At 65.7% G+C, this 25,227-nt stretch carries 25 protein-coding genes; 14 read left to right on the top strand and 11 right to left on the bottom strand.

Annotation, left to right across the window (positions count from 1 at the left end; translation table 11 throughout):
* Positions 1–95: 95 nt before the first annotated feature.
* From ACQR1I_RS28050 to ACQR1I_RS28040, 3 genes are all read left to right on the top strand, one after another.
* Entirely contained in the window at positions 96–1,148 is a 1,053-nt protein-coding gene (locus tag ACQR1I_RS28050) for a hypothetical protein (protein ID WP_434868559.1), read from the top strand.
* 152 nt (positions 1,149–1,300) lie between these two features.
* Positions 1,301–2,122: a DUF3658 domain-containing protein gene (locus ACQR1I_RS28045; protein WP_434868558.1), complete on the top strand. Its 822-nt coding sequence runs from the start codon at positions 1,301–1,303 to the stop codon at positions 2,120–2,122.
* Positions 2,123–2,590: 468 nt separating this feature from the next.
* Positions 2,591–2,791 carry a hypothetical protein gene (locus ACQR1I_RS28040; protein ID WP_434868557.1) on the top strand — a complete coding sequence of 67 codons (201 nt, stop codon included), beginning with the start codon at positions 2,591–2,593 and terminating at the stop codon, positions 2,789–2,791.
* A gap of 58 nt (positions 2,792–2,849) precedes the next feature.
* Here the strand turns inward: ACQR1I_RS28040 and ACQR1I_RS28035 are convergent, their stop codons facing one another.
* A complete protein-coding gene (locus tag ACQR1I_RS28035) occupies positions 2,850–3,266 on the bottom strand; it encodes a 4-oxalocrotonate tautomerase (protein ID WP_434868556.1) in 417 nt (138 codons plus the stop codon).
* A gap of 132 nt (positions 3,267–3,398) precedes the next feature.
* Between ACQR1I_RS28035 and ACQR1I_RS28030 the strand changes: the two genes are divergently transcribed.
* From ACQR1I_RS28030 to ACQR1I_RS28015, 4 genes are all read left to right on the top strand, one after another.
* On the top strand, positions 3,399–3,971 hold the full coding sequence (locus tag ACQR1I_RS28030; protein WP_434868555.1) for a TetR/AcrR family transcriptional regulator: 573 nt from the start codon (positions 3,399–3,401) through the stop codon (positions 3,969–3,971).
* Between the two features lie 137 nt (positions 3,972–4,108).
* The gene (locus tag ACQR1I_RS28025) at positions 4,109–4,300 is read left to right on the top strand and encodes a hypothetical protein (RefSeq protein WP_434868554.1); all 192 of its coding nucleotides are present in this window, start codon (positions 4,109–4,111) and stop codon (positions 4,298–4,300) included.
* Between the two features lie 1,073 nt (positions 4,301–5,373).
* The gene (locus ACQR1I_RS28020) at positions 5,374–7,539 is read left to right on the top strand and encodes an anthranilate synthase component I (RefSeq protein WP_434868553.1); all 2,166 of its coding nucleotides are present in this window, start codon (positions 5,374–5,376) and stop codon (positions 7,537–7,539) included.
* Between the two features lie 133 nt (positions 7,540–7,672).
* Positions 7,673–8,212 carry an adenine phosphoribosyltransferase gene (locus tag ACQR1I_RS28015; protein WP_434868552.1) on the top strand — a complete coding sequence of 180 codons (540 nt, stop codon included), beginning with the start codon at positions 7,673–7,675 and terminating at the stop codon, positions 8,210–8,212.
* A 19-nt stretch (positions 8,213–8,231) separates the two neighbouring features.
* On the opposite strand, the gene ACQR1I_RS28010 is transcribed toward ACQR1I_RS28015, so the two are convergent.
* From ACQR1I_RS28010 to ACQR1I_RS27970, 9 genes are all read right to left on the bottom strand, one after another.
* Positions 8,232–8,900 carry a hypothetical protein gene (locus tag ACQR1I_RS28010; RefSeq protein WP_434868551.1) on the bottom strand — a complete coding sequence of 223 codons (669 nt, stop codon included), beginning with the start codon at positions 8,898–8,900 and terminating at the stop codon, positions 8,232–8,234.
* Between the two features lie 56 nt (positions 8,901–8,956).
* The gene (locus tag ACQR1I_RS28005) at positions 8,957–9,718 is read right to left on the bottom strand and encodes a hypothetical protein (RefSeq protein ID WP_434868550.1); all 762 of its coding nucleotides are present in this window, start codon (positions 9,716–9,718) and stop codon (positions 8,957–8,959) included.
* A gap of 261 nt (positions 9,719–9,979) precedes the next feature.
* Positions 9,980–11,167: a M48 family metallopeptidase gene (locus tag ACQR1I_RS28000; RefSeq protein WP_434868549.1), complete on the bottom strand. Its 1,188-nt coding sequence runs from the start codon at positions 11,165–11,167 to the stop codon at positions 9,980–9,982.
* A 33-nt stretch (positions 11,168–11,200) separates the two neighbouring features.
* Entirely contained in the window at positions 11,201–11,758 is a 558-nt protein-coding gene (locus ACQR1I_RS27995) for a LemA family protein (protein ID WP_434868548.1), read from the bottom strand.
* A 186-nt stretch (positions 11,759–11,944) separates the two neighbouring features.
* A complete protein-coding gene (locus tag ACQR1I_RS27990) occupies positions 11,945–12,373 on the bottom strand; it encodes a COG4315 family predicted lipoprotein (protein WP_434868547.1) in 429 nt (142 codons plus the stop codon).
* Between the two features lie 144 nt (positions 12,374–12,517).
* Positions 12,518–13,507 carry a small ribosomal subunit Rsm22 family protein gene (locus ACQR1I_RS27985; RefSeq protein WP_434868546.1) on the bottom strand — a complete coding sequence of 330 codons (990 nt, stop codon included), beginning with the start codon at positions 13,505–13,507 and terminating at the stop codon, positions 12,518–12,520.
* A gap of 63 nt (positions 13,508–13,570) precedes the next feature.
* The gene (smc, locus tag ACQR1I_RS27980; protein ID WP_434868545.1) at positions 13,571–17,035 is read right to left on the bottom strand and encodes a chromosome segregation protein SMC; all 3,465 of its coding nucleotides are present in this window, start codon (positions 17,033–17,035) and stop codon (positions 13,571–13,573) included.
* Positions 17,036–17,311: 276 nt separating this feature from the next.
* Entirely contained in the window at positions 17,312–17,968 is a 657-nt protein-coding gene (locus ACQR1I_RS27975; protein ID WP_434868544.1) for a DsbA family protein, read from the bottom strand.
* Positions 17,969–18,096: 128 nt separating this feature from the next.
* Positions 18,097–18,576, bottom strand: a complete 480-nt coding sequence (locus ACQR1I_RS27970; protein ID WP_434868543.1) for a DUF721 domain-containing protein — start codon at positions 18,574–18,576, stop codon at positions 18,097–18,099.
* Between the two features lie 106 nt (positions 18,577–18,682).
* On the opposite strand from ACQR1I_RS27970, the gene mutY reads away from it, so the two are divergent.
* From mutY to ACQR1I_RS27945, 5 genes are all read left to right on the top strand, one after another.
* Positions 18,683–19,786: an A/G-specific adenine glycosylase gene (gene mutY, locus ACQR1I_RS27965; RefSeq protein ID WP_434868542.1), complete on the top strand. Its 1,104-nt coding sequence runs from the start codon at positions 18,683–18,685 to the stop codon at positions 19,784–19,786.
* 68 nt (positions 19,787–19,854) lie between these two features.
* Entirely contained in the window at positions 19,855–20,277 is a 423-nt protein-coding gene (locus tag ACQR1I_RS27960) for a PaaI family thioesterase (protein ID WP_434868541.1), read from the top strand.
* A gap of 267 nt (positions 20,278–20,544) precedes the next feature.
* Positions 20,545–21,042, top strand: coding sequence for a hypothetical protein (locus ACQR1I_RS27955; protein ID WP_434888854.1), 498 nt, complete (start codon positions 20,545–20,547; stop codon positions 21,040–21,042).
* A 312-nt stretch (positions 21,043–21,354) separates the two neighbouring features.
* Positions 21,355–22,341, top strand: a complete 987-nt coding sequence (locus tag ACQR1I_RS27950; protein ID WP_434868539.1) for an MBL fold metallo-hydrolase — start codon at positions 21,355–21,357, stop codon at positions 22,339–22,341.
* Between the two features lie 134 nt (positions 22,342–22,475).
* Positions 22,476–23,096 (top strand): glutathione S-transferase family protein, encoded by a 621-nt coding sequence (locus tag ACQR1I_RS27945; RefSeq protein WP_434868538.1) that lies wholly within the window; start codon positions 22,476–22,478, stop codon positions 23,094–23,096.
* Positions 23,097–23,145: 49 nt separating this feature from the next.
* Here ACQR1I_RS27945 and ACQR1I_RS27940 read toward each other — a convergent pair whose 3' ends face one another.
* The gene (locus ACQR1I_RS27940) at positions 23,146–24,078 is read right to left on the bottom strand and encodes a LysR family transcriptional regulator (protein ID WP_434868537.1); all 933 of its coding nucleotides are present in this window, start codon (positions 24,076–24,078) and stop codon (positions 23,146–23,148) included.
* A gap of 98 nt (positions 24,079–24,176) precedes the next feature.
* Here ACQR1I_RS27940 and ACQR1I_RS27935 point away from each other — a divergent pair, with 98 nt between their 5' ends.
* Complete coding sequence (locus ACQR1I_RS27935; protein WP_434868536.1) at positions 24,177–24,602, top strand: nuclear transport factor 2 family protein; 426 nt, start codon at positions 24,177–24,179, stop codon at positions 24,600–24,602.
* A 33-nt stretch (positions 24,603–24,635) separates the two neighbouring features.
* Positions 24,636–25,049 carry a nuclear transport factor 2 family protein gene (locus tag ACQR1I_RS27930; RefSeq protein WP_434868535.1) on the top strand — a complete coding sequence of 138 codons (414 nt, stop codon included), beginning with the start codon at positions 24,636–24,638 and terminating at the stop codon, positions 25,047–25,049.
* Positions 25,050–25,227 lie beyond the last annotated feature (178 nt).

Genomic DNA, 25,227 nt, shown 5'->3' with positions numbered 1-25,227 from the left:
CCGTTCGATGGTCGAATAGGACCGCGTGCTCTTTGTTTGCGTTGCCGAAACAATCTGAGGTAGCGTGTGCCGATCCTCTGCTGATGGAGCGAGCCGTGCGTATCGCCTTTGCGCTGGCCGGGCTGGGCGGCCTGAACGCCCATGGCGCCGGCTTCCTCGATACCGCCCGGGCCTGGGGCGTCGCTCCCGACCTCATCACCGCCACATCCGGCCAGATCCTGGTCCTGTCGGCCTGGCTGCAGGGCCTCGATCTGCGCGACCAATTGATCTCCTCGAGCCGTCCGGAGGATCCGGCATCGCAGCTGCGGACCGTCATGTTCGGTTATCCCGGCGTGTTCAGGCCGGCCTTTGCGGAAGCGCTGGCGCGCTTCGCCTCCTGGCCGGACTGGCGCGACGGGCCGTTCAACGTCATCGCTGACCGGCTGCTGCCGGCGCAGCAATACGTGCCGGTGCGCAGCGAAGCCGACTTCAAGCGCGCCGCCGACACCCTGAACGCGACGCCGATTGGCGTCGTCTTCAACACCTATGATCCCGAGGCCGGCACCGGCTGCCTCTACGGCAACGATGCGGCGCGGGCGCTGCTGCCGCCGGAGAAGTCGATTCCGAATGCCCACGCCGCCAAGGCGCAGCGCTCCGCCGCGAAGCGCGACCTGCGCTACGCCTCCGACGTCAGCGCCGAGCGCGCCATCCGCCCGATCACCCCCGAGGCGATCGAGGCCGCGCTATGGCTGTCGCTGTATGGCTTCACCAAACTCCCGGGCGGGCAGATGGATGGCGCCTATCACCGCGCCAGCATCATCTCCGAGCTGCACGGCTTCGACCGCATCTTCGCCGTCCGCCCGCTCGCCAATGGTTGGCAAGGCCATGCGCCGCAGAACTGGTTCGAGGTGCAGGACTGGACCACTGAGATGTGGTTCTCGGTCGGCTACAAGGCCGAGGTCGATGCGCTCAAGCGCATCAACGATTTGATCGAGGCGAAGGTCATCACTGACCCGAAATACAAGCCCGTCGAGCTGGTCGAAATCCAGCCGGAGACGCCGGCCGGCTACTTCAACTACTTCGTCGAGCGCGGCGAGGTCTACGAGAACGCGGTTGTCGCAACGGAGCAGAGGTTTAAGGAGCTGGGATTGGTGAAGCGGGGAGGCTGACGCGCCGTCACTTACTGCGTCATGAAGACTGCAGAGCTCGATAGTGTTATCGGTGCGATGCAGCAAGTTCAGTCAGCGATCGGTGGCGAGCGAAAAGGCTCCGTTACAGCGCCGGTCAGGGACGAGGCGCGGCTATGCAAGGTAGGTTCGCGATGTCCGGCTCGTTCCTCCATCTCGTCTTCAACATGTCCGCCGCCGGCACGTTGCGCGCTGCGCTCCAGCAAGCCGGCCGCAACGATCGCGTTATCGGTCTTGGCGACAGCCTGAGCTTTGGCCCGATTGATCCGCCCGATCCGGCGTTGCGAACTGCCTGGGTGGACCAGGAATTTGAAGTCTCCGGTTGGGACGAGGTCGGCGGCCAGGCGACAACGTTCTGGGACGAGGCGCTCTCGCGCACCCACCGCAAGGTCGCTTGGCTCTCGCGGCGGTCGGCCCAGGAATATGCTGGTTTTCTTGAGCTCCTGTGGCGGCTTGGCGATGAGCCGATCGAGATCGTTGATCTCACGGACGCGTTGGCGAGGGTAGGGAACCCTGGCGCGTCCAACCTCCGCCAGGTGCGCAGCCTGGCCGTGCTGAACTCCTCCATCATTGGCGATCATCAATTCTGGAATTTTCGGCAGGACCTGTCAGCGGACATGCGCGACGCCTTCCGCGGCCATTGGGCGCGCCTTAGGGCGGAGAAAGCGCCGTTCCGGATTCTCCGCGACGGCGAACTCGTCTCGGCCCCGATCTCGCATTTTGATCCCGTGCTGCTGTCCTGCGCCACCGTCGAATGGAAAAAGACGGCGAGGATCATCGGCGAGGCGCTCTGCGAAACTTGCACCGACGGGAGACAGGTGGGTGATATCGAGTTGTTCGCGCGTGTCCGCGCGCTCGTCGCAGTGGGGCGCCTGCAATGTCGTGGCGACGTGCTCGATATGCATCGCAGCGAGTTGCGGTTGCCGGCTGATAGAGACGATGTGCGGGGCGTGTGAGTTTGGCGGACGCGCGCCGCGCCGAAAATAGCAAGCCGTCTCAAGCTGATTTGGCCTGTCCAGTCTTGATGGCGACGGAACAGAAGTTCAGGGAGCTGGGGGCTGAGCAAGCTGGCGTAAGAGAAGTGATGCATGCGCCGGACGAGGAGCACGCTCTAAGTTCGGCGCAATCTCTCGCTCCAGTCTCGGTGTGTGCCCCTCCCCCTTGCGGGGAGGGGTCGGGGGTGGGGGTCCACGAGTCCTGCTGCATGTGATGACGTCGCATTCCCTGGCATGACATCGTCGCCTTCCCGCCATCGTCTGTGCAGAGCGGCGTGCGTGCCCAAATCAACCACAACGCCCGCGGACCCCCACCCCCGACCCCTCCCCGCAAGGGGGAGGGGAGCGCACCGTCATCCTGGCGGAGTGGCAACGCTCACGACGGTTTGATATCTGCTGACGTTATCTATCAGCTGCCCTGGATTCCGTATGACGATTGACCCGATCACGTTCGTAGACCAGTCGTCTGGTGACGACGCCTGTGTGCTGGTGCGCGTCGTCGGCGGCGCCGTGGGCCTGGCGCTGTCACTGCGTCGGAGCGGAGACCTCGAAGTCCTGATGCAAGCGGATGAGCTTGATCAGCTGATCGCCGCTCTTCAGCGCGCCCGTTCGGCACTCCGCGCCGGGTAAGGTGCTTGGACGTTCACCGAACGCAGTTGTGGCAGGGGCCTCGCCGTCTGCCTCAATGTCAGCCTGTGGCGATGGCGCCCGCCAGCGCGGCGTTGGTCAGCGGTCTGCCGTCGAGATTCCAGGTGCCGTCGACCGCATGCACGCCATTCGACCAGATCCGCTCTCTGGCCAGGGTGCCGCCAGAGAGGTCATGCAGGATGTCGGTGGCTTCGCCGAAGAACGCCGTCTGCACCTCCTGGCTGGCCAGCGCAAACGAGGGCGTCTTGGTCTCGATCCAGGCGCCGTCGACCGGCTTGCCGCCGGCGAAGGTCCGGCCCTTCGGCAGGATGTTCAGATGGGTCGTGACATTCGGCGTCATGACGCTGTTTCCAGCCAGACCATGGTGCCTCAGAAAGGCATCGGTGATCCGCGCGACCGCGATCGGCGCCTTGTCGGCAGCAATGACGCCTTCGGTCAGGGTGAGGGTGATCGGCATTAAGTCCTCCTGTGCTCGCTCAGAGGCGGTTGTCTGGGGAACGTTGGCCATTATATAACGACCGTGATGTTTAATAGAATAACGATCGTTATGAGTCAATCATGAAATAACGATCGCTATGAAAGGCGCCAGATGCGGTACCAGGCCGAACACAGACAGGAAGCAAAGGCGAAGCTGCTGGAAGCCGCAGGCCGCGGATTTCGCCGGCTTGGCTATGGCGGGATCGGCGTCGATGGCCTGGCCAAGGAGGCCGGCGTCACCTCCGGTGCGTTCTACGGTCATTTCAAGTCGAAGGACGCCGCGTTCGAAACGGCTGCATTGGCCGGGCTCGAGGACCTCAGAGCGGGCATCGCAGCGCTTCAGGCGGAGCAGGGCGCCCGCTGGGCCGAGACGTTCATCGCCTTCTACCTCGGTGAGCGCCTCACTTGCGCGCTGGATGCGAGCTGCGGCCTGCAGAGCCTGACCCCGGACGTCACGCGCGCCAGCGAGGCCATCAGGACCAGCTACGGCGCCGCCCTTGAACGCGTCGCCCGGCAGTTGGCGGAAGGGCTGCAGGGATCCACCGACGATATCCGGATGCAAAAGGCCTGGTCGCTGATGGCGCTGCTCTCGGGCGGCGTGACCATGGCGCGCAGCGTCGCCTCACGCGACGCCCGCGACGCGATTGCGGCGCATCTGAAACAGGCCGCGCTGGCGCTTCTTTAGACTAGCGCTGCGCGAGCACTCGGCTTCGCACGTTTTGAACCCGGCCTCTTGCTCCACAGCCGTTGCGGGGGCATGTCGAACAAAGCGACTCGCCGATATTGCCGGCATGTCAGCTTATCAGCATCCTGGAGTCACGCATGGCCATCGAGCCGATCACGTTCATAGACAAGGAGTCAGGGGTTGACGCATTCGTTCTGGTTCGCGTCGTTGGATTGGTGCTGTCGTTGAGGACGAACGGAGAGATCGAGGCCTTTATGGAGGCCGAAGAACTCGATCGGGTTATCGCGGCGCTACAAGCAGCTCGCGCTGAACTTCGTGCTGCGATGTAGGCGCGATGTCCATCGAAGGCTCCAATCAACTCATCTTTGGAGAATGCGTCGGCAGGTCAAATTCATCAGCCGGCTCAAGCTGATTTGGGTTGTCCAGTCTCATCGCGAAAAATATTCTTCTTTCTTTTTTTCAGAAATCATGTTTCTATTCGCGCGTCCCACCCCGGCACGAGGGGCGTATCGCGATCGTCATGACACGCGGGGTGGAGATGCGGTGGGCGCGTCACGTCGCAGCATGGCTTTGGTCGTGCGGACGAACGGCGGGAGGCGCACGGCGAAGTCGCATGGTCCTGGCCTCCCGACGCTGAGGCTACGCTGGTGGTGATGATGATCCGCCGGTCACGGGGGCAAGACAGCCCGGTCCCCGGGGAGAGTGTGTATAAGCCGTAAGCCATCGCGCAGGGAGGGCCGGTCTTCCGGCTGAACCTGTGGTGACTGCCGCCTGCTTTTTTTGCTGCAGGCGGGCCACGGGCCTCAGTCGAGGTCCGGCCTTCCCTGCGCCCTCGACTTGAGGAGGGCGGGAATGATGATCATGACTCGGGCAGATCGTGTCGCGAGAATGCTTTTCCATGTTTGATGGTCATACCGTCCCGCGATCTCGCCTTCGGCTCGCCGCTGGTCGTTATTGCGCCCTCGCCCCTTGTGGGAGAGGGCATGTAGGACAGAGCGGCAAACGCGGTTGGGTGAGGGGTATGCGTCTGCAAGCGCCACTCCCGGAGAGATACCCCTCACCCAACCGCGTTCGCGCATGGGCCGTGCATGCCCTCTCCCACAAGGGGCGAGGGCGCTGTATTGGGCAGCCATTTCGCGGAGCTTCTGCTGATCCACTGACGTATCGGACACCTCCCTGTGTCCCGGCCGCCCTTGACCGCAGCCGCGGCCCGTGGTCATTTCCGCCCCATGAGCACCGTTGTCCGCCCAGCCCGTCTCTGGTGGCGCACCTTGTAAAAGGTGGCCGGTGCGATTTGTTTGACATGAGATCGCAGAGGGGCCGCCACGCAGCGGCGGCTTCCGGTTGGTCCTGTGTGGCGTTTCCTCGGCAAATTCCGTAAGAGGACGCCCAAGAGGACCCCATGAACAGGACCGTTTTCACCCTTCCGGCCCGCAGCGAGTACCGCACGTCCAGCGGTCTCGCGATCACGCGCGCCGTCGAGCAGTTTTCCGGCGGCGCCAGCCGGCTCGACGATCTGATCGACCTGCTCGACCGCCGCCGCGGCGTGGTGCTGTCCTCCGGCACCACCGTGCCCGGACGGTACGAGAGCTTCGACCTCGGTTTTGCCGATCCGCCGCTGGTGCTGGAGACCAAGGGCGTCGACTTCACCCTGCAGGCGCTCAACAAGCGCGGCGAGGTGCTGATCGCGTTCCTGAAGGACACGCTGCGCGAGCCTTGTGTGGTCATCACCGCGGCCTCGCCGGCGCGGCTCGCCGGTCACATCGTCCGCGGCCCCGCGCCGGTCGAGGAGGACCAGCGCACGCGGCGCGCCAGCGTGATGTCGCTGGTGCGGGCAATGATCGCCGCACTCTCGGCCAATGACGACCCGCTGCTCGGCCTGTTCGGCGCCTTCGCCTACGACCTCGTGTTCCAGATCGAGGATCTCGTGCAGAAGCGCGCGCGCGAGAACGACCAGCGCGACATCGTGCTGTACGTGCCGGATCGCCTCCTGGCCTATGACCGCGCCACCGGCCGCGGCGTCGTTCTTTCTTATGATTTTTCCTGGAACGGCCAGTCGACCGCGGGCCTGCCGCGCGACACCGACGCCAGCGTCTACCTGAAGGAGCCGCGCCAGGGTTTTGCCGATCACGCCCCCGGCGAGTACCAGGCGACGGTCGAGAAGGCGCGCGCGGCGTTCGCCCGCGGCGACCTGTTCGAGGCGGTGCCCGGCCAGTTGTTCGCCGAGCCCTGCGAGCGCTCGCCGGCCGAAGTGTTCCAGCGTCTCTGCCGCATCAACCCGTCGCCCTATGGCGCGCTGATGAATCTCGGCGACGGCGAGTTTCTCGTCTCGGCCTCGCCGGAGATGTTCGTGCGCTCCGACGGCCGCCGCGTCGAGACCTGTCCGATCTCCGGCACCATCGCGCGCGGCCGCGATGCCATCGGCGATGCCGAGCAGATCCGCCAGCTCCTGAACTCGGAGAAGGACGAGTTCGAGCTCAACATGTGTACCGACGTCGATCGCAACGACAAGGCGCGCATCTGCGTGCCCGGCACCATCAAGGTGCTGGCGCGCCGGCAGATCGAGACCTACTCAAAGCTGTTCCACACCGTCGACCACGTCGAGGGCATGCTGCGGCCGGGCTTCGACGCACTCGACGCGTTCCTGACTCACGCCTGGGCGGTCACCGTCACCGGCGCGCCAAAGCTGTGGGCGATGCAGTTCGTCGAGGACAATGAGCGCTCGCCGCGGCGCTGGTACGCCGGCGCGATCGGCGCGGTCAATTTCGACGGCTCGATCAATACCGGTCTCACCATCCGCACCATTCGGATGAAGGACGGACTCGCCGAGGTCCGCGTCGGCGCCACCTGTCTGTTCGATTCCGATCCCGCGGCCGAGGATCGCGAGTGCCAGGTCAAGGCGGCGGCGCTGTTCCAGGCGCTGCGCGGCGATCCGCCGAAGCCGCTGTCGTCGACCGCGCCGGACGCCACCGGCTCGGGCAAGAACGTGCTGCTGATCGACCACGATGATTCCTTCGTGCACATGCTGGCGGATTATTTCCGCCAGGTCGGCGCCAACGTCACCGTGGTGCGTTACATCCACGCGCAGAAGATGCTGGCCGAGCGCAGCTGGGATCTCATCGTGTTGTCGCCGGGTCCTGGCCGGCCCGAGGATTTCAAGATTTCCGCGACGATCGATGCGGCGCTTAAGAAGAAGCTGCCGATCTTCGGCGTCTGCCTGGGCGTGCAGGCGATGGGCGAGTATTTTGGCGGCCAGCTCGGCCAGCTCGCGCAGCCCGCGCATGGACGGCCCTCGCGGGTCCAGGTGCGCGGCGGCCGTTTGATGCAGGGCCTGCCGAACGAGATCGTGATCGGCCGCTACCATTCGCTGTTCGTCGAGCGCGACAGCATGCCGGAGGTGCTGACGGTGACGGCGGCGACCGAGGACGGCGTGGCGATGGCGATCGAGCACAAGACGCTGCCGGTCGGCGGCGTGCAGTTCCATCCGGAATCGCTGATGTCGCTCGGCGATGCCGTGGGTTTGAGGATCGTGGAGAATGCGTTCCGGCTCAATCAGCCGGGGGAATAGGTGGTCACCGTCATCGCGAGGAGCGTGAGCGACGAAGCGATCCAGACTTGTTTTTTAAACTCCTGGATTGCTTCGCTTCGCTCGCCATGACGAATTCCTCGCGGTCACGGCCAAACAAGGCAACGAGAGCACGATGACGTTCGATCTGGACATCAAGAACACGGTCCGCACCATTCCGGACTATCCCAAGCCCGGCATCCTGTTCCGGGACATCACGACGCTCCTCGCGGACGCGCGCGCGTTCCGCCGCGCCGTCGACGAGCTGGTGCATCCCTGGGCAGGGTCGAAGATCGACAAGGTCGCGGGCATCGAGGCGCGCGGCTTCATTCTCGGCGGCGCGGTCGCGCATCAGCTCTCGGCCGGGTTCGTGCCGATCCGCAAGAAGGGCAAGCTGCCGCACAAGACCGTCAGCATGTCCTACGCGTTGGAATACGGCACCGACGAGATGGAGATGCATGTCGACGCGGTGCAGCCCGGCGAGCGCGTGATCCTGGTCGACGACCTGATCGCGACCGGCGGCACGGCCGAGGGCGCGGTGAAGCTGCTGCGACAGATCGGCGCCACCGTGGTGGCCGCCTGTTTCATCATCGACCTGCCGGACCTCGGCGGCGCCGCCAAGCTGCGCGCGCTCGACGTGCCGGTCCGCTCGCTGATCGCGTTCGAGGGGCACTGAGGCGGGGTCCGGCGCGGGGTCAGGACCGCTGCATCAGCAGCTCGGTCTCGATCTCGCGCAGCGAATAATAGTTGCGGCGGATCCACTGGTAGAGCTCGGTGGAGGGGTCCTTCTCCTGGCGCAGATAATTGGTGAAGGAGAACGAGAAGCGCTCGATGTAGGTTTTCAGGAACGCCGGCAGGGCGGCGATCTTCAGGTGCTTGCTGCGGTTGTAGAGCTCGGGCAGATCCTCGCGCAGCACGTGGTCGTTCTCGACCACGATCAGCTGGGGCTTCGGAATCTGCCGGCGCAGGGTGTCATAGGCGCGCATCGAGACCCGGTCGCCCTCGGCGCAGAAGAGAACGATCGGGACCACGCTCCGCCGCGCGGCCTCCTTCAAAAAGCCGATCTGTTCGGACATTTTGAAGAACTCGTCGAACGAGTAGTAGCCGAGGTCGATCACCTTGGGGATGCCGTCGTTGAGGATCACCCGGTCCATCAGCTGGATCTTGCCGAGGGTGTCCTCGATCGACGCGGTTTCCGTGATCTGCGGCAGGAAGTCGAGCAGCGACGGCTCGCGCAGGGTGACGTCGAAAGCCTGCACCTGGCCGTTCTTCAGCAGCAGGAACTCCGCCAGCACCCGCGCAAGCAGCGTCTTCCCGGATTGCGGCCGGGGTGAGCAGACAATGTAGACGGGCGTCGCGGGCATCCAGCCTATATCAGGTCAAATGCGGTCGCGATAAAGTCCCATCATTCACGGAGGCGCTATTTTTCCCCGGCGGGCCGCGGCGCCGCCGCCTTGGTCGAGCCGACGATGTCGGTGAGCTTGATGCGGTCATATTCGCTCCAGACATTGGCCAGCCAATGCCGTACATAGCCGCGCAGCACGAAGGAGTAGTTGGCGGATTCGTCGTGAGGGCCCTTGTTGGCGACGAATTTGAGGAACGGCACCGACGCCACCTCGACCTGCTCGAACGCCATCTCGTTGAGCTTGGGGATGGTCAGCTCGGTCGCATCCTTGATGCGGTGGAAGTAGGAGTTGTAGGTCGACTGGTCCCACTCGAAGAAGCTGGTGTTGTTGATGAAGTTCTTCACCAGGAAGTATTTCGCCCCGATCATGTAGCTCGCCGTCTCGGCGATCTCGTCGAGCGAGGCGATCGACGATCCCAGGATGTGGAACACCGCGAAGGTGATCTGGCCGGAGCGGGCGGCGTCGAGGAAGCCGATGTCGCGCAACGCGGCAAGCGTCGGCGACATCAGGCCGGCGCGGACGTCGATCACGGTCACCGACGGCGCTACCGCGCTCAAGGTGTCGAAGATCTTCATCTGGTCCGGCGTCGAATTCATGTCGACGATCTCGGTAATCTCCGGGTGGAAGCGCTTCAGGGTGCCGCGCGGATGCTCGGTGTCGAAGGCGCGGGTGGGGACGTTGTTGGCGCTGAAATAATCGAGCAACGTCCGCGACACCGTGGTCTTGCCGACCCCGCCCTTGTCCGCGCCCACCACAACCACTGCCGGTTTCGCCATGGAAAGTCCTTCAGCCCTGAGGCCGGCCAGGGGGCCGGCGCTTGCCATTCTGCTTTGGGCGCGAACATGGCAGAAACGCTGGAGAATTCAAATTCATTGCGGCACGGAAAAGAGGAAATTTACGGCTTCGCCACGCCAAGGCGAAGCACCCGGACGGCTTGGGGTCCAAACATTCGGGCTGGCGCGGAGGTACTTGAGAGGGAGTGGCAGCAGGATTGCCTGCCGCGCGGGATCGAGACCCAAATCGTACCGCAGCCGGAGCTAGTGCCGCCCCCACGGACCTGCCGCAGGCGTCGTCCAAGGTCCTCCGGGAGCCGCTTGCCCCGGGGCCGGGGCATCGGCATTGCCCCAGGGGCCCGTCGGCGGCAGCGGCGGTGGTGCGGAGCCATCTGCGGCGTTGGCTTCGGGCTCCTCCGGCTGTGGGTCCGAAGGCAGCGCCAGCGGGCCAGGATCGTGGCCGCCGGCGAACTTGATCAGCGCCTGGACGCGGGCATCGACCGAGGGGTGGGTGGCGAACAGATCGGCAAAGCCCTCGCGCGGATTGTCGACGCACAATTCCATGACCGCCGAGGTCGCGCCGGGCAGCTCGCCGCGGCCCTCGATCTTGCGCAGCGCGCTGATCATGGCGTCCGGGTTCTTGGTCAGCTCGACCGAACCGGCGTCGGCAAGGAACTCGCGGGTCCGCGACAGCGCCAGCTTGACGACCTGCGACAGCAGCCAGGCCAGCACGATCAGGACGACGGCGATGATCACCACGATGATCGCGCCGCCGCCCGAGCCCTTGCGGTCGGAATCGGAGGAGGAGGACGAAGAGGAGGACGAGCGGCCCCAGCCGCCGCCCCAGCTCATGTTGGTGAACAGGCGGAAGAACAATTCGCCGAAGAAGCCCACGACGCCGGCGATGATGACGGCGACCACCATCAGCTGGACGTCGCCGTTGCGGATATGGGTGAGCTCGTGGCCCAGCACGGCCTCGATCTCCTGGTCGTCGAGCGCATCGAGCAGGCCGGTGGTCACGGTGACCGAATATTGCCGCGGGTTCAGGCCGGTCGCGAAGGCGTTGAGCGCCGGGCTGTCCATGATCTTGAGCTGCGGCATCGTGATGCCGCGCGAGATGCAGAGGTTTTCGAGCAGATTGTACAGCCGCGGCTGCTCCTGGCGGGTGACCGCGGCGCCGCCGGTCACGGCGTCGATCATCTTCTGGTGGAAGAAATAGGCGATCACGATCCAGGCCACTGCCGCGAGCGTGGCAATGGGCAGCGCCTTGATCAGGTCGCGGGTGGCAGCGTTCATGTAATAGGCGACGCTGCCGTTGCCGTTGATCATCACCTCCGCGATCAGCGCGCCGGCAAACACCAGCACGTAGATCAGCAGGAACAGGCCGCCGAGCAGCAGCACCGAACGGGTCTTGTTCGATGCGATGTGGGTGTAGAGACCGTAGGCGGCCATGGTGTCGGGCCCTTCAGCGGCGAGGGCGAAGGCTCAGAACTTGACGCTCGGGGCTGCCTCGACCTCGGCGCGGCTGGTGCCGAGATCGAAAAACTCCTTGCGGGTGAAGCCGAAAGTGCCGGCGAACAGCGCCGCGGGCATCTGCTGGATGCCGGTATTGTACTCCTGCACCGCATTGTTGAAGAAGCGGCGGCTGGCGGCGATCTTGTTCTCGATGTCCGAGAGCTCGCCGGCGAGCTGCTGGAAATTGGCGTTGGCCTTGAGGTCTGGATAGCTCTCGGAGAGTGCGATCAGGCGACCGAGCGCGCCGGACAGCTGGCCTTCGGCGGCGGACACCTGAGCCGGTCCCTGGGCCGAAATCGCAGCATTCCGCGCCTTGATGACCTCGTCCAGCGTGCCGCGCTCATGTGCAGCGTACCCCTTCACCGTCTCGACGAGGTTCGGGATCAGGTCGTGGCGCAGCTTGAGCTGGACATCGATGTCGGCAAAGGCCTGGCCGACCCGCTGGCTGAGCGCCACCAGCCGGTTGTAGGCGCCGAAGGCGAACAGCACGAGAATGACGAGGATGCCGAGGACGATCCAGCCGGACATGACGGGCTCCGAGGGAGAGGGCGGGAGGACAAGGCGGCCGACACGCAGCAGCGCCGCCGGTTCTGGGGTGAACCGGCGTGCATTGGTCGCGCCAGGAGGGACGGCCGTTCAAGCCGCTCTGAGCCGGCTGGACCGTTCGGTGGCCGCCCCGGTGGATGGGGCGCCGAACGCAAGGATGCGCAGGGGTCAATAGGGGCGGGCGATGCGCCACTTCTGCCCGGGGTCATCGCCCTTGATCTCGCCGGGGACGCTATCGAGCTGCGAGGTGTAGAGTGGGCGGTAGCGGTAGGCCCACATCTTCTTGCCGTCGCTGCGGGTGATGACCGTGAAATCGCCGCTGGCAATCGCATTATCGGGCGCGATGAGCGGCGGCCGCTTCTCGGCGCACTCGCCGTCGCAGGTCGAATTTCGGCCGGTGTTATCGCGCTCCGTGTAGTACAGCGTCATGCCCTTCGGGTCGGTCAGGACAGGGCCGTTCTTGCCGATGACCGCCTTGGCCGGCGGGCCTTCCTGCTTCGGAGGCGGCGGCGCCGAGGACTCACCGCCATGGCCGCCGGCGAAGGCGGTTCCTGCCGAAGCGAGCAGCATTGCAGCGATCGTCATCGTCCTGAACATCGACACGCGTTCCCTTGTGAGCAGCGCATTCAGCGCCTGTTGCAGCTCACCGTAGCAAACGCGAATTTCTCTCGGGTTTCGCGAAGTCGCGAAAATGACAGACCGGCACGACCCGGAGTTAACCATGCTGCACCGCAGCGGTATCTATTGGTGTGGCGGCCGCTCCACGCTGTCGCCCCAGTCCCAGCGCCGGGCCGCGGCGAATGCCGCCTTGTCGCGGCGGGGAATGCTGACGGCGGCCGCACTCCCGTCGGCCTGGCACAGCTTCGCCGTGACCGCGATCTTGGTCACCACTGGCGGGGCGAGGACGCGTGCGCCCGGTCGATGCGAGGCGGGCTGCCGGGTCAAGGCGATGAAGCTGAACTTCTCGTCCTCGAACGGAAGGTCGGCCCCCTTCAACTCGCGATGCGCCCGCGACCGCGCCAGCCGTTGGACGAAATGGCACCAGTCCGGAGCCACCAGCGGACACGCCGCCGCATGCGGGCAGGGCGCGGCGACCTGAGCGCCGGCTGCGATCAGCCGATCGCGCGCGGCGATGATGCGCTGATAGCCGGCCGGCGTACCGGGCTCGACGATCAAGAGCGTATCGTTGGTCTTCGCCCACAGCGCATCAACGACCGCGGAGCGGTCGCGGTCCGTCAACTCGCCGATCATGTAGCTGGCAATGACGAGATCAACGCTTGCGGCACGATCGAGCTGCGCCCGCGCCGGACCAAGCACGTAGTCGAGACCAAGGATCCGCATCGTGTCTTCAGCCAGCGTCAGGGCCAGCGTTCGCAAGGCGGGATTGGCATCAACGGCGTTGAACGATGCCAACGACGAAAAGGCCTCTACCGCGGCGAAGCTCGCGGTGCCCGGCCCGGCGCCGACGTCGAGCAGCGAGACCGGGGCGAAGTCCGGGCTCGCCTGCATCACGGCGTTGAGGCTTGCAGCCACCGCCGCGTAGGTCGCGGGCATCCTCACGGTCGCGTAGGCGATCGCGTCGGCTTCGCTCGTGATCGTCCCGGAATTGCCGCCGTTGCGGTAGGTGGTCGAGATGCGCGCCGCGCGCACGGCCGCATCCTGCCGCGACTGGCCGTGCAGCCTGGTCTCCAGCGCGGCCTTCAGCGAGGCGGGAAGATCGGGAGAGATCATTCGTCCTCTCCGTGCGTCATTCCGGGTGCCGCGGTCGCGACAGTCCGGAATGACGGAGCACGATCACGCCACCTGCTGATCGAGGATCTTCACGGCCTCGTCGAGCGCCACGGACACCAGCTGCGACACGCCGCGCTCGGCCATGGTGACGCCGAACAGCCGGTTCATGCGCGCCATGGTGATCGGGTTGTGGGTGATGATGATGAAGCGGGTCTCGGTCGAGCCCTTCATCTCGTGCAGCAGGTTGCAGAAGCGTTCGACGTTGTGGTCGTCGAGCGGCGCGTCGACCTCGTCCAGCACGCAGATCGGGGACGGGTTGGTGAGGAACACCGCGAAGATCAGCGCCATTGCCGTCAGCGCCTGCTCGCCGCCCGAGAGCAGCGACAGCGTCTGCGGCTTCTTGCCCGGCGGCTTGGCGATGATCTCGAGGCCGGCCTCAAGCGGATCGTCGCTCTCGATCAGGTGCAGCGCGGCCTCGCCGCCGCCGAACAGCTCGGTGAAGAGCCGCTTGAAGTGGTCGTTGACGGTCTCGAACGAGGACTGCAGGCGCTCGCGCGCCTCCTTGTTGAGGCTCTGGATGCCCTGGCGCAGCCGCTTGATGGCCTCGACGAGGTCGTCCCGCTCGGTGGTCAGCGCGGTGTGCGAGCCCTCGACCTCGGTGAGCTCCTCCTCGGCGCGCAGGTTCACGGCACCGAGCCGCTCGCGGTCACGGCGCAGCTTCTCCAGGCTCTCCTCGATCTCGTGCAGCGGCGGCAGCTGGGTGTCCGGGCCGATCTCGGCCATCGCGGCGACCGCGGACGGCTCGCATTCGAGCATGTCGTGGATCTCGCGCTCGACGTCGGCGACGCGGCGCTTGGCGCTCTCCAGCCGCTCTTCGGCCCGCGCAGCCGCTTCACGCGACTTCGACAGTGCTTCGAGCGAGGCCTTGGCGGCGCGGTCGGTATCGCCCATCGCGGTCTCGGCCTCGGCGAGCGCGTCGGCGGCGACCTGGCGCTCTTCTTCCGCGATGGAGAGCTCGTCGATCAGCGCGCTGCGCTTCTCCGCGAAGATCTCCGGCGCGTTGTCGAGTTCGGCGCGCTCGTCGCGGACCTCGGCGATGCGCGCCTCGATGGTGGCGATCTGCGAGCCGGCGCCGCGGATGCGGTTGAACCAGTCGTTGCGCTCGTTGATGATCGCCTGGACGCGGCGATCGGCGAGCTCAGCCTCGCGGGCGAGTGCCTGCGCCTCGGCGCGCACCTGCGCTGCGGCGCGGCGCTTGGTCTCGATCTCGGCGCGCACGGCGGCCAGACGGCCGTCGGCTTCGGTGGTCGCCGGCAGCTCCTCGATTGCCTCCAGCGCATTCTGGTGCAGCTCGGCGATCTCGGCGCGGTCATGGGCGAGACGGGTCGAGGCTTCGACCAGCGCTGATTTGCGCGCCGAATGGCGGTTGATCTCGCGCTCGGCATTGGCGTGGCGCTCACGAGCGGAGTTCACCTCGCGCTGTGCGGCGCGCCAGGCTTCGCGCGCGGCGCTCTCGGCAGCGGTAGCAGCCCGCACCTCGGCCTCGGCGCTTTCCAGCGCCTGGCGCTTGTTCGTCGCGTCGATGCGCGCCTGCTCCAGCTCGCTCTCGATGTCGATCAGGCGGGCACGCTCGGCGAGACGACGCGCGGCGCCGGTCGGAGCATGCGCGGCGGCGATGAAGCCGTCCCAGCGCCAGACGTCGCCTTCCGGCGACACCAGCCGCTGGCCGGTGCGCAGCTGCGACACCAGCTGGGCGCCGCGATCGCGCGACACCACGCCGATCTGGGCGAGGCGGCGCGACAGCTCCGGCGGCGCCTGGACGTACGCCGCCAGCGGCTCGACACCGTCGGGCAGCGCGGGATCGGTGACCTCGGCCCCGGCGACGGTCCAATGCATCGGCGCGGACGCATCGACCGGCGCATCGAGATCGTCGCCGAGCACGGCGCCAAGCGCCTTCTCATAGCCCTTGGCCACGGTGACGCCGTCGATGATCGGCGGCCACAGATTCTTGGTCTCGCTGTTCACCATCTTGGAGATGGTGCGCGCCTCGGTCTCCAGCCGCTGTGCGCGCTTCTCGGCCTCAGCCAGCGGAGCACGCGAGGCTTCGAGCTTCTGCCGTGCGGAAGCCTGCGCCGACTCGTTGGTCTGCACCGCGGCTTCGGCCTGGGCCTCGGCCTCTTCGGCGGCTTCGAGCGTGGCGGCGAGGGTGTCGAGATCGCCGAGATGGGCGGTCTCCTGCGCCAGCCGCGCCTCGTCGGCGCGGACATTGGCGATGTCCTGATCGAGGCGCGCCAGCCGGTCGCGGTGGCTGCGGACGTTGGCCTCGAGCTGGTTGCGGCGGGCGGTGAGATCGGCGAGCTGCGTCGTCAGCTCGGTGAACTGGCGCTCGGTCTCGGACAGCAGCGCCTCGGCCTCGGCGACGCGCTCGTCGACGCCGCTGCGCATCTCGACGCGCGCCTTGATCTCTTCCTTCAGCTCCGCGTCTTCAGTTTCAAGACGTTGCAGCGCGACCTGGGCATCCTGATTCTGCTGCTGCTCACGGGAGACGTCAGCTGTGAGCTGCATCAATCGGCGGTCGAGCTCGCCGGCACGCTCCTTGGCGCGCACCTCTTCGCGGTCGAGCAGATCGCGGGCATTCTTCAGCCGCTGCATGGTCGCGGCGGCGCGGGCCTCGGCCTCGCGCAGCGCCGGCAGATGCGACGAGCGGATCGCCTGGATGCGGGCCGATTCTGCCTGCTCGCGGGTCCGCTCCGCCATCTCGCGCACCGCAACGTCGTGCACATGCGCGGAATCATTGAGGTCGGCATGCGCGCCCATCCAGCGCAGATGATAGAGCGTCGCCTCGGCCTTGCGCACCTTGGCGGCGACTTCGCGGTAGCGGATCGCCTGGCGCGCCTGCTTGCGCAGGCCTTCCATCTGGCCGGAGAGCTGGCCGATGACGTCCTCGACGCGCAGCAGATTGGTCTCGGCCGCCTTCAGCCGCAGCTCGGCTTCGTGACGGCGCGCATGCAGGCCGGCGACGCCGGCGGCGTCTTCCAGCACGCGACGGCGCTGCTCAGGTTTCGCTTGAATGATCTCGCCGATCTTGCCCTGGTGGACCAGCGCCGGCGAACGCGCGCCGGTGGCGGCGTCGGCGAACAGGATCTGCACGTCGCGGGCGCGCACGTCGCGGCCGTTGATGCGATACACCGAGCCGGCCTCGCGCTCGATGCGGCGCGAGATCTCGAGAATGTCGCGGTCGTTCACGGCAGCCGGCGCGGTGCGATCGCTGTTGTCGATCGTCATCACCACTTCGGCATGGTTGCGCGACGGCCGGGTGTTCGAGCCGGAGAAGATCACCGCGTCCATGTCGGCGGCGCGCAGCGATTTGTGCGAGGTCTCACCCATCGCCCAGCGCAGCGCCTCGACCAGATTCGACTTGCCGCAGCCGTTCGGACCGACGACGCCGGTGAGGCCGGGTTCGATCACGAAATCAGTCGGTTCGACGAACGTCTTGAAACCGTGAAGACGTAGACGCGTGAGTTTCATGCACAGATTCTCTGTTGGCGGGAGACGAATCTCACAGCCCCGACAATACCATGGAAGGCAATGTCAATGTGGACTGAATAGCCGTTGCGCCCCATTCTGAGGGCGGGACAATGGCGATGGCCGGTCCCCGGGGCAACCCGCCGGCCCTGCTTTTCCAAGGCTTTCTCGCGGCAATCAGCCCAACAAACAGAAGCGGCCCCACGAAGGGGCCGCGCTGTGTCTTGCAGGACTCAGTGAGTCCCAAGTGATTCCCAAGTGATTTCGGGTTGACTCGAATCAGCTCTTCAGAAGCGGGTTGATGCGCTTCTGAAACTCCTCGATCGAGGACTCGCCTTTGATCTTCTCGCCGTTGATGAAGAAGGTCGGCGTCGAATCAACCTTGAGAATGTCGCTGGCGTACTTCTGGTCGGCGGCGATCTTGTCGAGCAGCGCCTGGTCCTTGAGGCAGGCTTCGACCTGCTGCTGGCTGAGGCCGGCCTGCTTGCCGATCCGGGTCAAAGTCTCCGTGGTGTTCTTGACCACCCAGTCGTTCTGCGAACGGAACAGCATGTCGGTAACGGCAAAATACTTCTGCGCGTCGCCATTGGCGATGCAGCGCGTCAGCATCGACCCGGCGGCGGCTTTGATGTCGAGCGGGAACTCGCGGAAGATGTAGCGGATCTTGCCGGTATCGATGTATTCGGCCTTCAGCTTCGGGAACACGGTGGCGTTGAACGCCGCGCAATGCGGGCAGGTCATCGAGGCGTATTCGGTGATGGTGACGGCAGCGTCCGCCGGCCCGATCGCCATGTCCGGCAGCGACTGCGGCTTGGCCACGTCTGAGGCGCTCTGCGCCAGGGCGTCCGAAATCAGCCGCAGCGGGGAAAAGCCGGCCAGCGCGGCGAGGCCGGTCAGCGACAGGGCAGCGGTGAAGGCGCGGCGGGTGATGATCAAGGCTCTGCTCCGGAATGGGCGCATCTGGCGCCTGAAACGCTCGTAACGTGGCTTAACTTGGCTTTTCGCTAGCTTGAAACCCGGTCTGAGGCAATGCCGGGCCGCAAAGCGGGATCAAAGGCGAAGCGTCAATTTCGCTTGATGGCAGCGCCGAGACGGGCGAGTGCGTCGCGCAACGCGTCGTCCTCGATCGCCGTCAGGGTCGAGGCGACCTTCGCCACCGACTTCGGATCGGGCGGGGGCGGGCGGCGCTTCACCGGCGGGCGGGTCAGCGGGCCCTGTCGCAGCGCCAGCTTGCCCACCGCGTGCCAGCCGAAGAACCGGTTGACCCGCTCCAGGATCACATCGGACGAATGCTGGATCTCCAGCGCCATCGGCCCCTCGACGCGCAGGATCAAGGTCGCCGGCTCCTGCGGCTGGCCCTCGACCGGCCGCGGCCATTGCATTTTCAGCGGCTGTGCATGCTCGGCGATGTCGCGCCCGGCGATCTCCGGCCAGCGCGTGACGAGCTCGCGCGCGGCAAACCCCTGCTTGGCATACGCGGCCGACAGCACGTCGCCCATCATCAGCGACAGAGGCTTTGCGGTGAGGCGGCCGGGCTTTGCCATGATGAACGGGTCTCGTGGTGCGGTCGTCGGTCCGGCGCGAAGAAAGCCGTGGACGAGACCGCTGTTCCGCGGGCGACGATCGCTCCTGACGTACTAGATTAAGCCAATGGTGTCATCAGCCCTTCCTTCCAAGCGCAAGAACCAACAGCGGATTGATCCAGCCGCCGAGCGCCCGGCGCAGCTGCTCGCCTGGTACGACCGCCACCGCCGGCGGCTGCCGTGGCGGGCGCCGGCGGGGCATCGCTCCGACCCATATCGGGTCTGGCTGTCGGAGATCATGCTGCAGCAGACGACGGTGAAGGCGGTCGGGCCGTATTTCGAGAAGTTCGTCGCGCGCTGGCCGGATGTCACGGCGCTCGGCAGCGCAGAGCTCGACGACGTGCTCAGGATGTGGGCCGGGCTCGGCTACTATTCGCGGGCGCGCAACCTGCACGCCTGCGCCGTCACCGTGATGCGCGAGCATGGCGGGGTGTTTCCGGATACGGAGGAGGGGCTGCGCAAGCTGCCCGGCATCGGCCCGTACACCGCAGCGGCGATTGCGGCGATCGCGTTCGATCGACAAACAATGCCCGTCGACGGCAACATCGAGCGCGTGACGACACGGCTGTTCGCGGTGGAGGAGGCGCTGCCGCAGGCCAAGCCGCAGATCCAGGCGCTGGCGGCGACCCTGCTTGGACCCTCGCGCGCCGGCGACAGCGCCCAGGCGCTGATGGATCTCGGCGCCGGCATCTGCACGCCGAAGAAGCCGGCCTGCGCGCTCTGTCCGCTGAACGAGAATTGCGCGGCGCGCGAACGCGGCGACCAGGACACGTTCCCGCGCAAGGCCGCGAAGAAGACCGGCGCACTCAGACGCGGTGCCGCGTTCGTGGTCGTCAGAGGCGAAGAACTGCTGGTGCGCTCGCGCCCCGCGAAGGGCCTGCTCGGCGGCATGACCGAGGTCCCCGGCTCGGAGTGGCTGGCCGGCCAGGAGGATGCGGAGGCGTTGGCGCAGGCGCCGGAACTGGCTGGCGTGAAGAGCTGGCATCGCAAGCTCGGCGTCGTCACCCATGTCTTCACGCATTTTCCGCTGGAGCTCGTGGTCTACACCGCCAAGGTCTCGGGCCGCGCGCGCGCTCCTGACGGCATGCGCTGGGTGCCAATCGCCACCCTCGAAGGCGAGGCGCTGCCAAACGTGATGCGCAAGGTGGTTGCGCATGGGCTCGGGGAGTGAGGCGTGGCTGCTGACACAGGGCTGGCAGCAGAGGCGATCTAAGAAGCGGGCGCTCACAGGAGGCGTCCATGATCTCGACCGCACTCGACACGCTCGCTCCGCCGCCCTGCGCCATATTGCTCGGCTGGCGGCTGATCGACGCCCGGCCGGCTGACGGCTGGATCAAGATTGGCTTCGATGGCAAGCCGGAGTTCTGTAACCCCGCCGGCTTCATCCAGGGCGGCATCCTCGCATCGATGCTCGACGATACGATGGGACCTGCTGTCTTCATCAAGACCGAGGGCCGGCTTTACACGGCGACGGTCAGTATGACCGTCAACTTTCTGACGCCGGCAAAACCTGGACCGATGGTCGGCGAGGCGCGGGTGCTTCAGCTCGGCAAGACCGTCGCCTTCGTCGAGGGACGTCTCATGGACGGCGGCGGTACGCTGCTCGCAACCGCCAGCTCCAGTGCGCGGCCGATGGAGGCGGTGAAGGTGCTGGGCAAGTAAAGGCACTCGCCAAGCAACGCGACGCTCAACCTCGAAACGGGGGCGGGCAGGTGCGCTCAGCGATCTGTTGCTGCTACTTTCCTCATCGACAGCGGAGGATGAGGCGTATTCACGGTTCAAACAGCGGCTTGCATCAGCGACTAAGAGTTGCATCAATGATGAAGATAGAGAGACGATGAGCATGAATTCGCATTCTCGCGGCATAGCATGCCCGAGGCTTGCGATCGCTCGTCCCCCTGCAAACGCAGAGGGCGCAGGGAATGCCGGATGCTGGCCGCACCCATGGCCCGCCTGCGAAAAGAATGCAGGCGGCAGGTACCACAGGTTCAGCCGAACACAGCCGGCATTCCCTGCGCGATGGTATTCACGCTTATACGCAGTCTGCCTGGTGCGCCGGCTTGTTGGCCACCATTCGCGACAATGCTTGCGCACTGCGCGGGACACCAGCTTCGGGGTGCCAGCACGCTGCGATTTCACGTCCGCACGCTGCCGTTCGTCGGCGCATCCAACTGGACACGCTGCGGCACCATGCGGCCATCGCTCCCCGCCTCACGTGTCGTGACGATCGCGCGCAACGTCCCTCTGCTCGAGGCGGGATGGCGAGAGACAATCATGGATTCCGATAAAGCGCAAGGTTTTTATTTTTTTCAGAAGGGGAAGCTTCGCTTGTTCCGTCGCTCGCGCGCTGCGGCGGAGTTCGCGACTGCAGCGCTGATTCCTTTCGTTCCGACGTTCTTTTACGTTGCGACTGCCTTGCGGATGTAGATAATCTTAGATTGTGTTTGAAGTTCACGCTCTTTGAGCGGGTGGATTGGTGTCGACTGCTGCTCCTCACCTGAGGAGCCCGCCGCAGGCGGGCGTCTCGAAGGGCGAGGCCCGCGCTGGGGCCTCATGGGTTCGAGACGGCGCTGCGCGCCTCCTCACCATGACGAGTCAGCTTGGAAGCCGGGGCTGCACATGGCCATGAGCGGCGTGTTCTTGGAGAAGAGAGCGTCGGGTGATCGTGGAGTCACGATATCGAAGGCAGCAGCTCGGACCAACGCGAGCAAGAAACAGATTGGTAAGAGGGAGGCAAAGATGGCAAAGCTTACGGGACTCTCACGTCGCTCGATGATCGGTCTTGGCGCTGCGGCAGGACTGTCCGGACTCGTCAGTCCCGTCCTGGCCAAGGGCCCATTCCTGAACACGCAGGCACCGACCTTCTTTCGCTTCAAGCTCGGCACGGCCGAGGCCACCATCATCTCCGACGGCGTGCTGCCGCTCGGCGATCCCCATGCGGCGTTCCTCGGCATTTCCCCCGGCGAGCTCGACGCGATGCTGACGAACAATTTCCTGCCGGTCGGCGCCGCAACTCTCGAGCAGAACATCCTGGTGCTCAACACCGGCGACAAGATCATCATCTTCGACAACGGCATGGGCGTCTCGAAACTGTTCGGCGACACCACCGGCAAGATGCTGATGACCTTGAAGCAGGCTGGCATCGAGGCGAAGGACGTCGATGCGCTGGTGATGACGCACGCGCACATCGACCATTGCGGCGGCGTGGTAGGGCCGGACGGCAAGCCGAGCTTCCCGAATGCCGAGCTGTTCATCTCCGAGGCCGACTTCACCTTCTGGACCGACGAGGCCAAGGTCGGCCCCAACTACAAGCCCTTCTATGAGCAGGCGGTGCGCAATCTCCTGCCGGTCAAGGACCGCATCACCTTCTTGAAGGACGGCCAGGAGTTCCTGCCGGGCGTGCAGGCGATGTTCACGCCGGGCCACACGGTCGGGCACACCATCTTCCTGATCCAGTCCGGCAAGGATCAGCTCGCCTATATCGGCGACATCTCGCATCATCCGGTGCTGCTGATCGAGAAGCCGCTGATCGAGTTCGCCTACGACACCGATCCGAAGCAGGCCGCCAAGACCCGCGTGCGCGTGCTCGACATGCTCGCGGCGAACCGCACGCGTATTCTCGGCTATCACTTCCCGTGGCCGGGCATCGGCCACATCGGCAAGCTCGGCGACGGCTTCCGCTACTATCCGACGGCGGTGCATACCATGGACGTAGCGCCGATCTGACCGGAGGCTGACTGACCCCGCTTCCCGCGACGGCCAGCGCATGCTGGCCGCGCGGACGTGTTCCCCGGACAAGCCGGATGGACGGCCGATGCCGCTGCCGCTAGGTTCGCAGCTCGTTTCATCCGGGGAACACCATGCTCAAGCTCTATGTCGCGCCGGGTACCTGCGCGCTCGCCTCCCACATTGCACTCGCCGAGACCGACGCTTCCTACGCGGTCGAGAAGCTCAGCTTCAAGACCAGCCAGCAGACCAGTCCGGAGTATCTCGCGATCAATCCCAAGGGACGGGTGCCGGCGCTGGTGACGGAGCAGGGCATCCTGACCGAGACGCCGGCGATGCTGGCCTATGTCGCGCAGCGCTTCCCGGAGGCGCGTCTGGCGCCGCTCGACGACATCTTCGCCTTCGCCGAGGTGCAGTCGTTCACCAGCTATCTCTGCTCGACCGTCCACATCGCCCACGCGCACAAGATGCGCGGCTACCGCTGGGCCACCGAAGAATCCTCCTTCGCCGACATGAAGCGGAAGGTGCCGGAGACGATGGGCGCGTGCTTCGCGCTGATCGAGCAGAAGATGCTGCGCGGCCCCTGGGTGATGGGCGAGCAGTATACGATCTGCGATCCGTATCTGTTCACGATCGCGCAATGGCTCGAAGGCGACAGCGTCGACATCAACGCCTTCCCGAAGGTCGCCGACCACTTCAAACGCATGTCGGAGCGGCCGGCGGTGCAGAAGGCGTTTGCCGAGCTCGCGGCCTGACGATGTCGTCAGCGGCATGCGGGCTCCCGAGCAGGCCCGCATCGTCCGCTCATCTGCCCTTCGTCGCACGCGCAGCCGCGCCGCCGAGTTCACGGCCGGTCTCCAGCATCAGGTTGCGCAGCCAGATCGAACCCGGCTCGACCTGCGCCCGCGTCGGATAGAACATGTATTGCTCGTCGAGACCGGGATCGAGCGGCGGCGCGACGGTCGACAGCGACAACGGCCGGGCCAGCGCCGCGATCAGCCGGCGCGGCACGAAGGCGACGAGATCGGTGCGCGCAGCGACGTGCAGCGCCTCGATGTAGCTCGGTACCACCAGCGCGATTCGCCGCTCCCAGCCCTTGCTGCGCAACCAGTTGTCGATCAGGTCCTCGCTCTGGCCGCGCAGAACCACGGCGACATGCCGGGCGGCGAGAAAGCCGTCGCGCCGGCTCAGCCGCCTGGTTGCAGGATGGCCGCGGCGGACCGCAAGTGCATCGCTGTCGGTGTAGAGCAACTGGCGGTGAAAGCCTTTGAAGGCGTTGCCGATCGAGATCACCATGTCGATGGTGCGGGCGAACTCGGCGTGGAAGATCGCAGGTCCCCGCCACGGCACCACGTCGATGCGGACATGGGGGGCTGACCGCGTCACCTTGGCCATCAAGGACGGCATCAGCAGCTCGACCGCCAGATCAGGCATCATCAGCCGGAACTGGCGTTCGCTGCGGCTGGAATCGAAGACATCCGGCGTGAACAGGCCGCGCACCTGGTCCAGCGCCTGCGCCAGCGGCGCCTGCAGCGCGAGCGCGCGGGGTGTCGGCTCCATGCGTGCACCGGTCCGCACCAGCAGCGGATCGCCGAGCAGCTCGCGCAGCCGCTGCAGCGCGTGGCTGGTGGCCGGCTGCGACAGGCCGATCCGCAGTGCGGCCCGGCTGACGCTGCTCTCGCGGAGCAGCGCGTCGAGCGCGACCAGCAGGTTGAGATCGAGCGCGGCTAAATTCATACAGTGAATAGATATCATATTCGATATCGATTGGAAGAATGCTGTGACTTGGCTCAAGCTCGTTCTGCTCGCACCGAGAGTTCAGGAGGAACGATGTCATGAGCGCCAGCGCCAACAAGCGGTTGATGCAGGATCTGCTCGCGGCGGCGGCCGCGGGTGACCGCGCGGCCTATGTCGCGGCGATCGCCGACGACGTCACGATGGTGATCACCGGACAATATTCATGGTCGCAGACGATCAGGGGCAAGGAGGCGCTGCTGCGCAATCTCCATGGTCATCTCGCCAGCCTTCTGGCGGACGGCCGCCGCGCCGTTCCGCTCCGCTTCATCGCCGAGGATGACATCGTCGTGGTCGAAGCCAAGGGCGCGATGCGTACCAGGGACGGGCGGGCGTACGACAACGACTACTGCCTGATCTATCGATTGCGCGGGGCGCGCATCGTGGAGATCCGGGAGTATTGCGACTCGGCGCTGACGGAAGCGGTGCTCGGGCCGTTTCCGCCCTCGCTCAGGCAAGCCGGCTGATGCCGACGTCACAGGATCGAAGGAGAATTACCGATGAGCGATGCGGGCATGACGAGTGAACAGAACAAGCAGATCGTCCAGCACGTGTTCGACGAGCTGGCCAAGAGCAATCCGCAGCCGCTGCTGGCGCATCTGTCCGACGCGTTTCGCTTCGTCATCATGGGCAGCGGCTCGTGGTCGCGCAGCTATGACGGCAAGGAGACGGTTCTCGTCGAATTGTTCGCGCCGCTGCGGGCCCGGCTCGGCCGGATCACGACGATCCCGCTCCGGCTGATCGCGGAAGGCGATCACGTCGTCGTGCAAGCCCGCGGCCGCAACACGACTGCGGATGGACGCGCCTACGACAACAGCTATTGCAACGTGCTACGGCTCGAGAACGGACTGATCACGGAATGGGTCGAATATTGCGACACGCTCCTGATCGAAAACGTGCTCGGCCCACCCTAGACGGTGTCGGAGGGCTGACGGGAGGGCTGTCGCATATACCGCTTCGGGCTCTCAGGAAGGTTAACCCTGCCAATTAGTTACTCCGTCATGCCCGGGCTTGTCCCGGGTATCCACGCCGTTCCCAGGATGACGAACGACGTGGATGGCCGGGACAAGCCCGGCCATGACGATGTGGAGG

This window comes from Bradyrhizobium sp. HKCCYLS2038 (assembly GCF_051167655.1).
Lineage (GTDB): Bacteria > Pseudomonadota > Alphaproteobacteria > Rhizobiales > Xanthobacteraceae > Bradyrhizobium.
The sequence above is the reverse complement of the archived record's forward strand: the minus strand, read 5'-3'. Positions and strand labels throughout refer to the sequence as shown.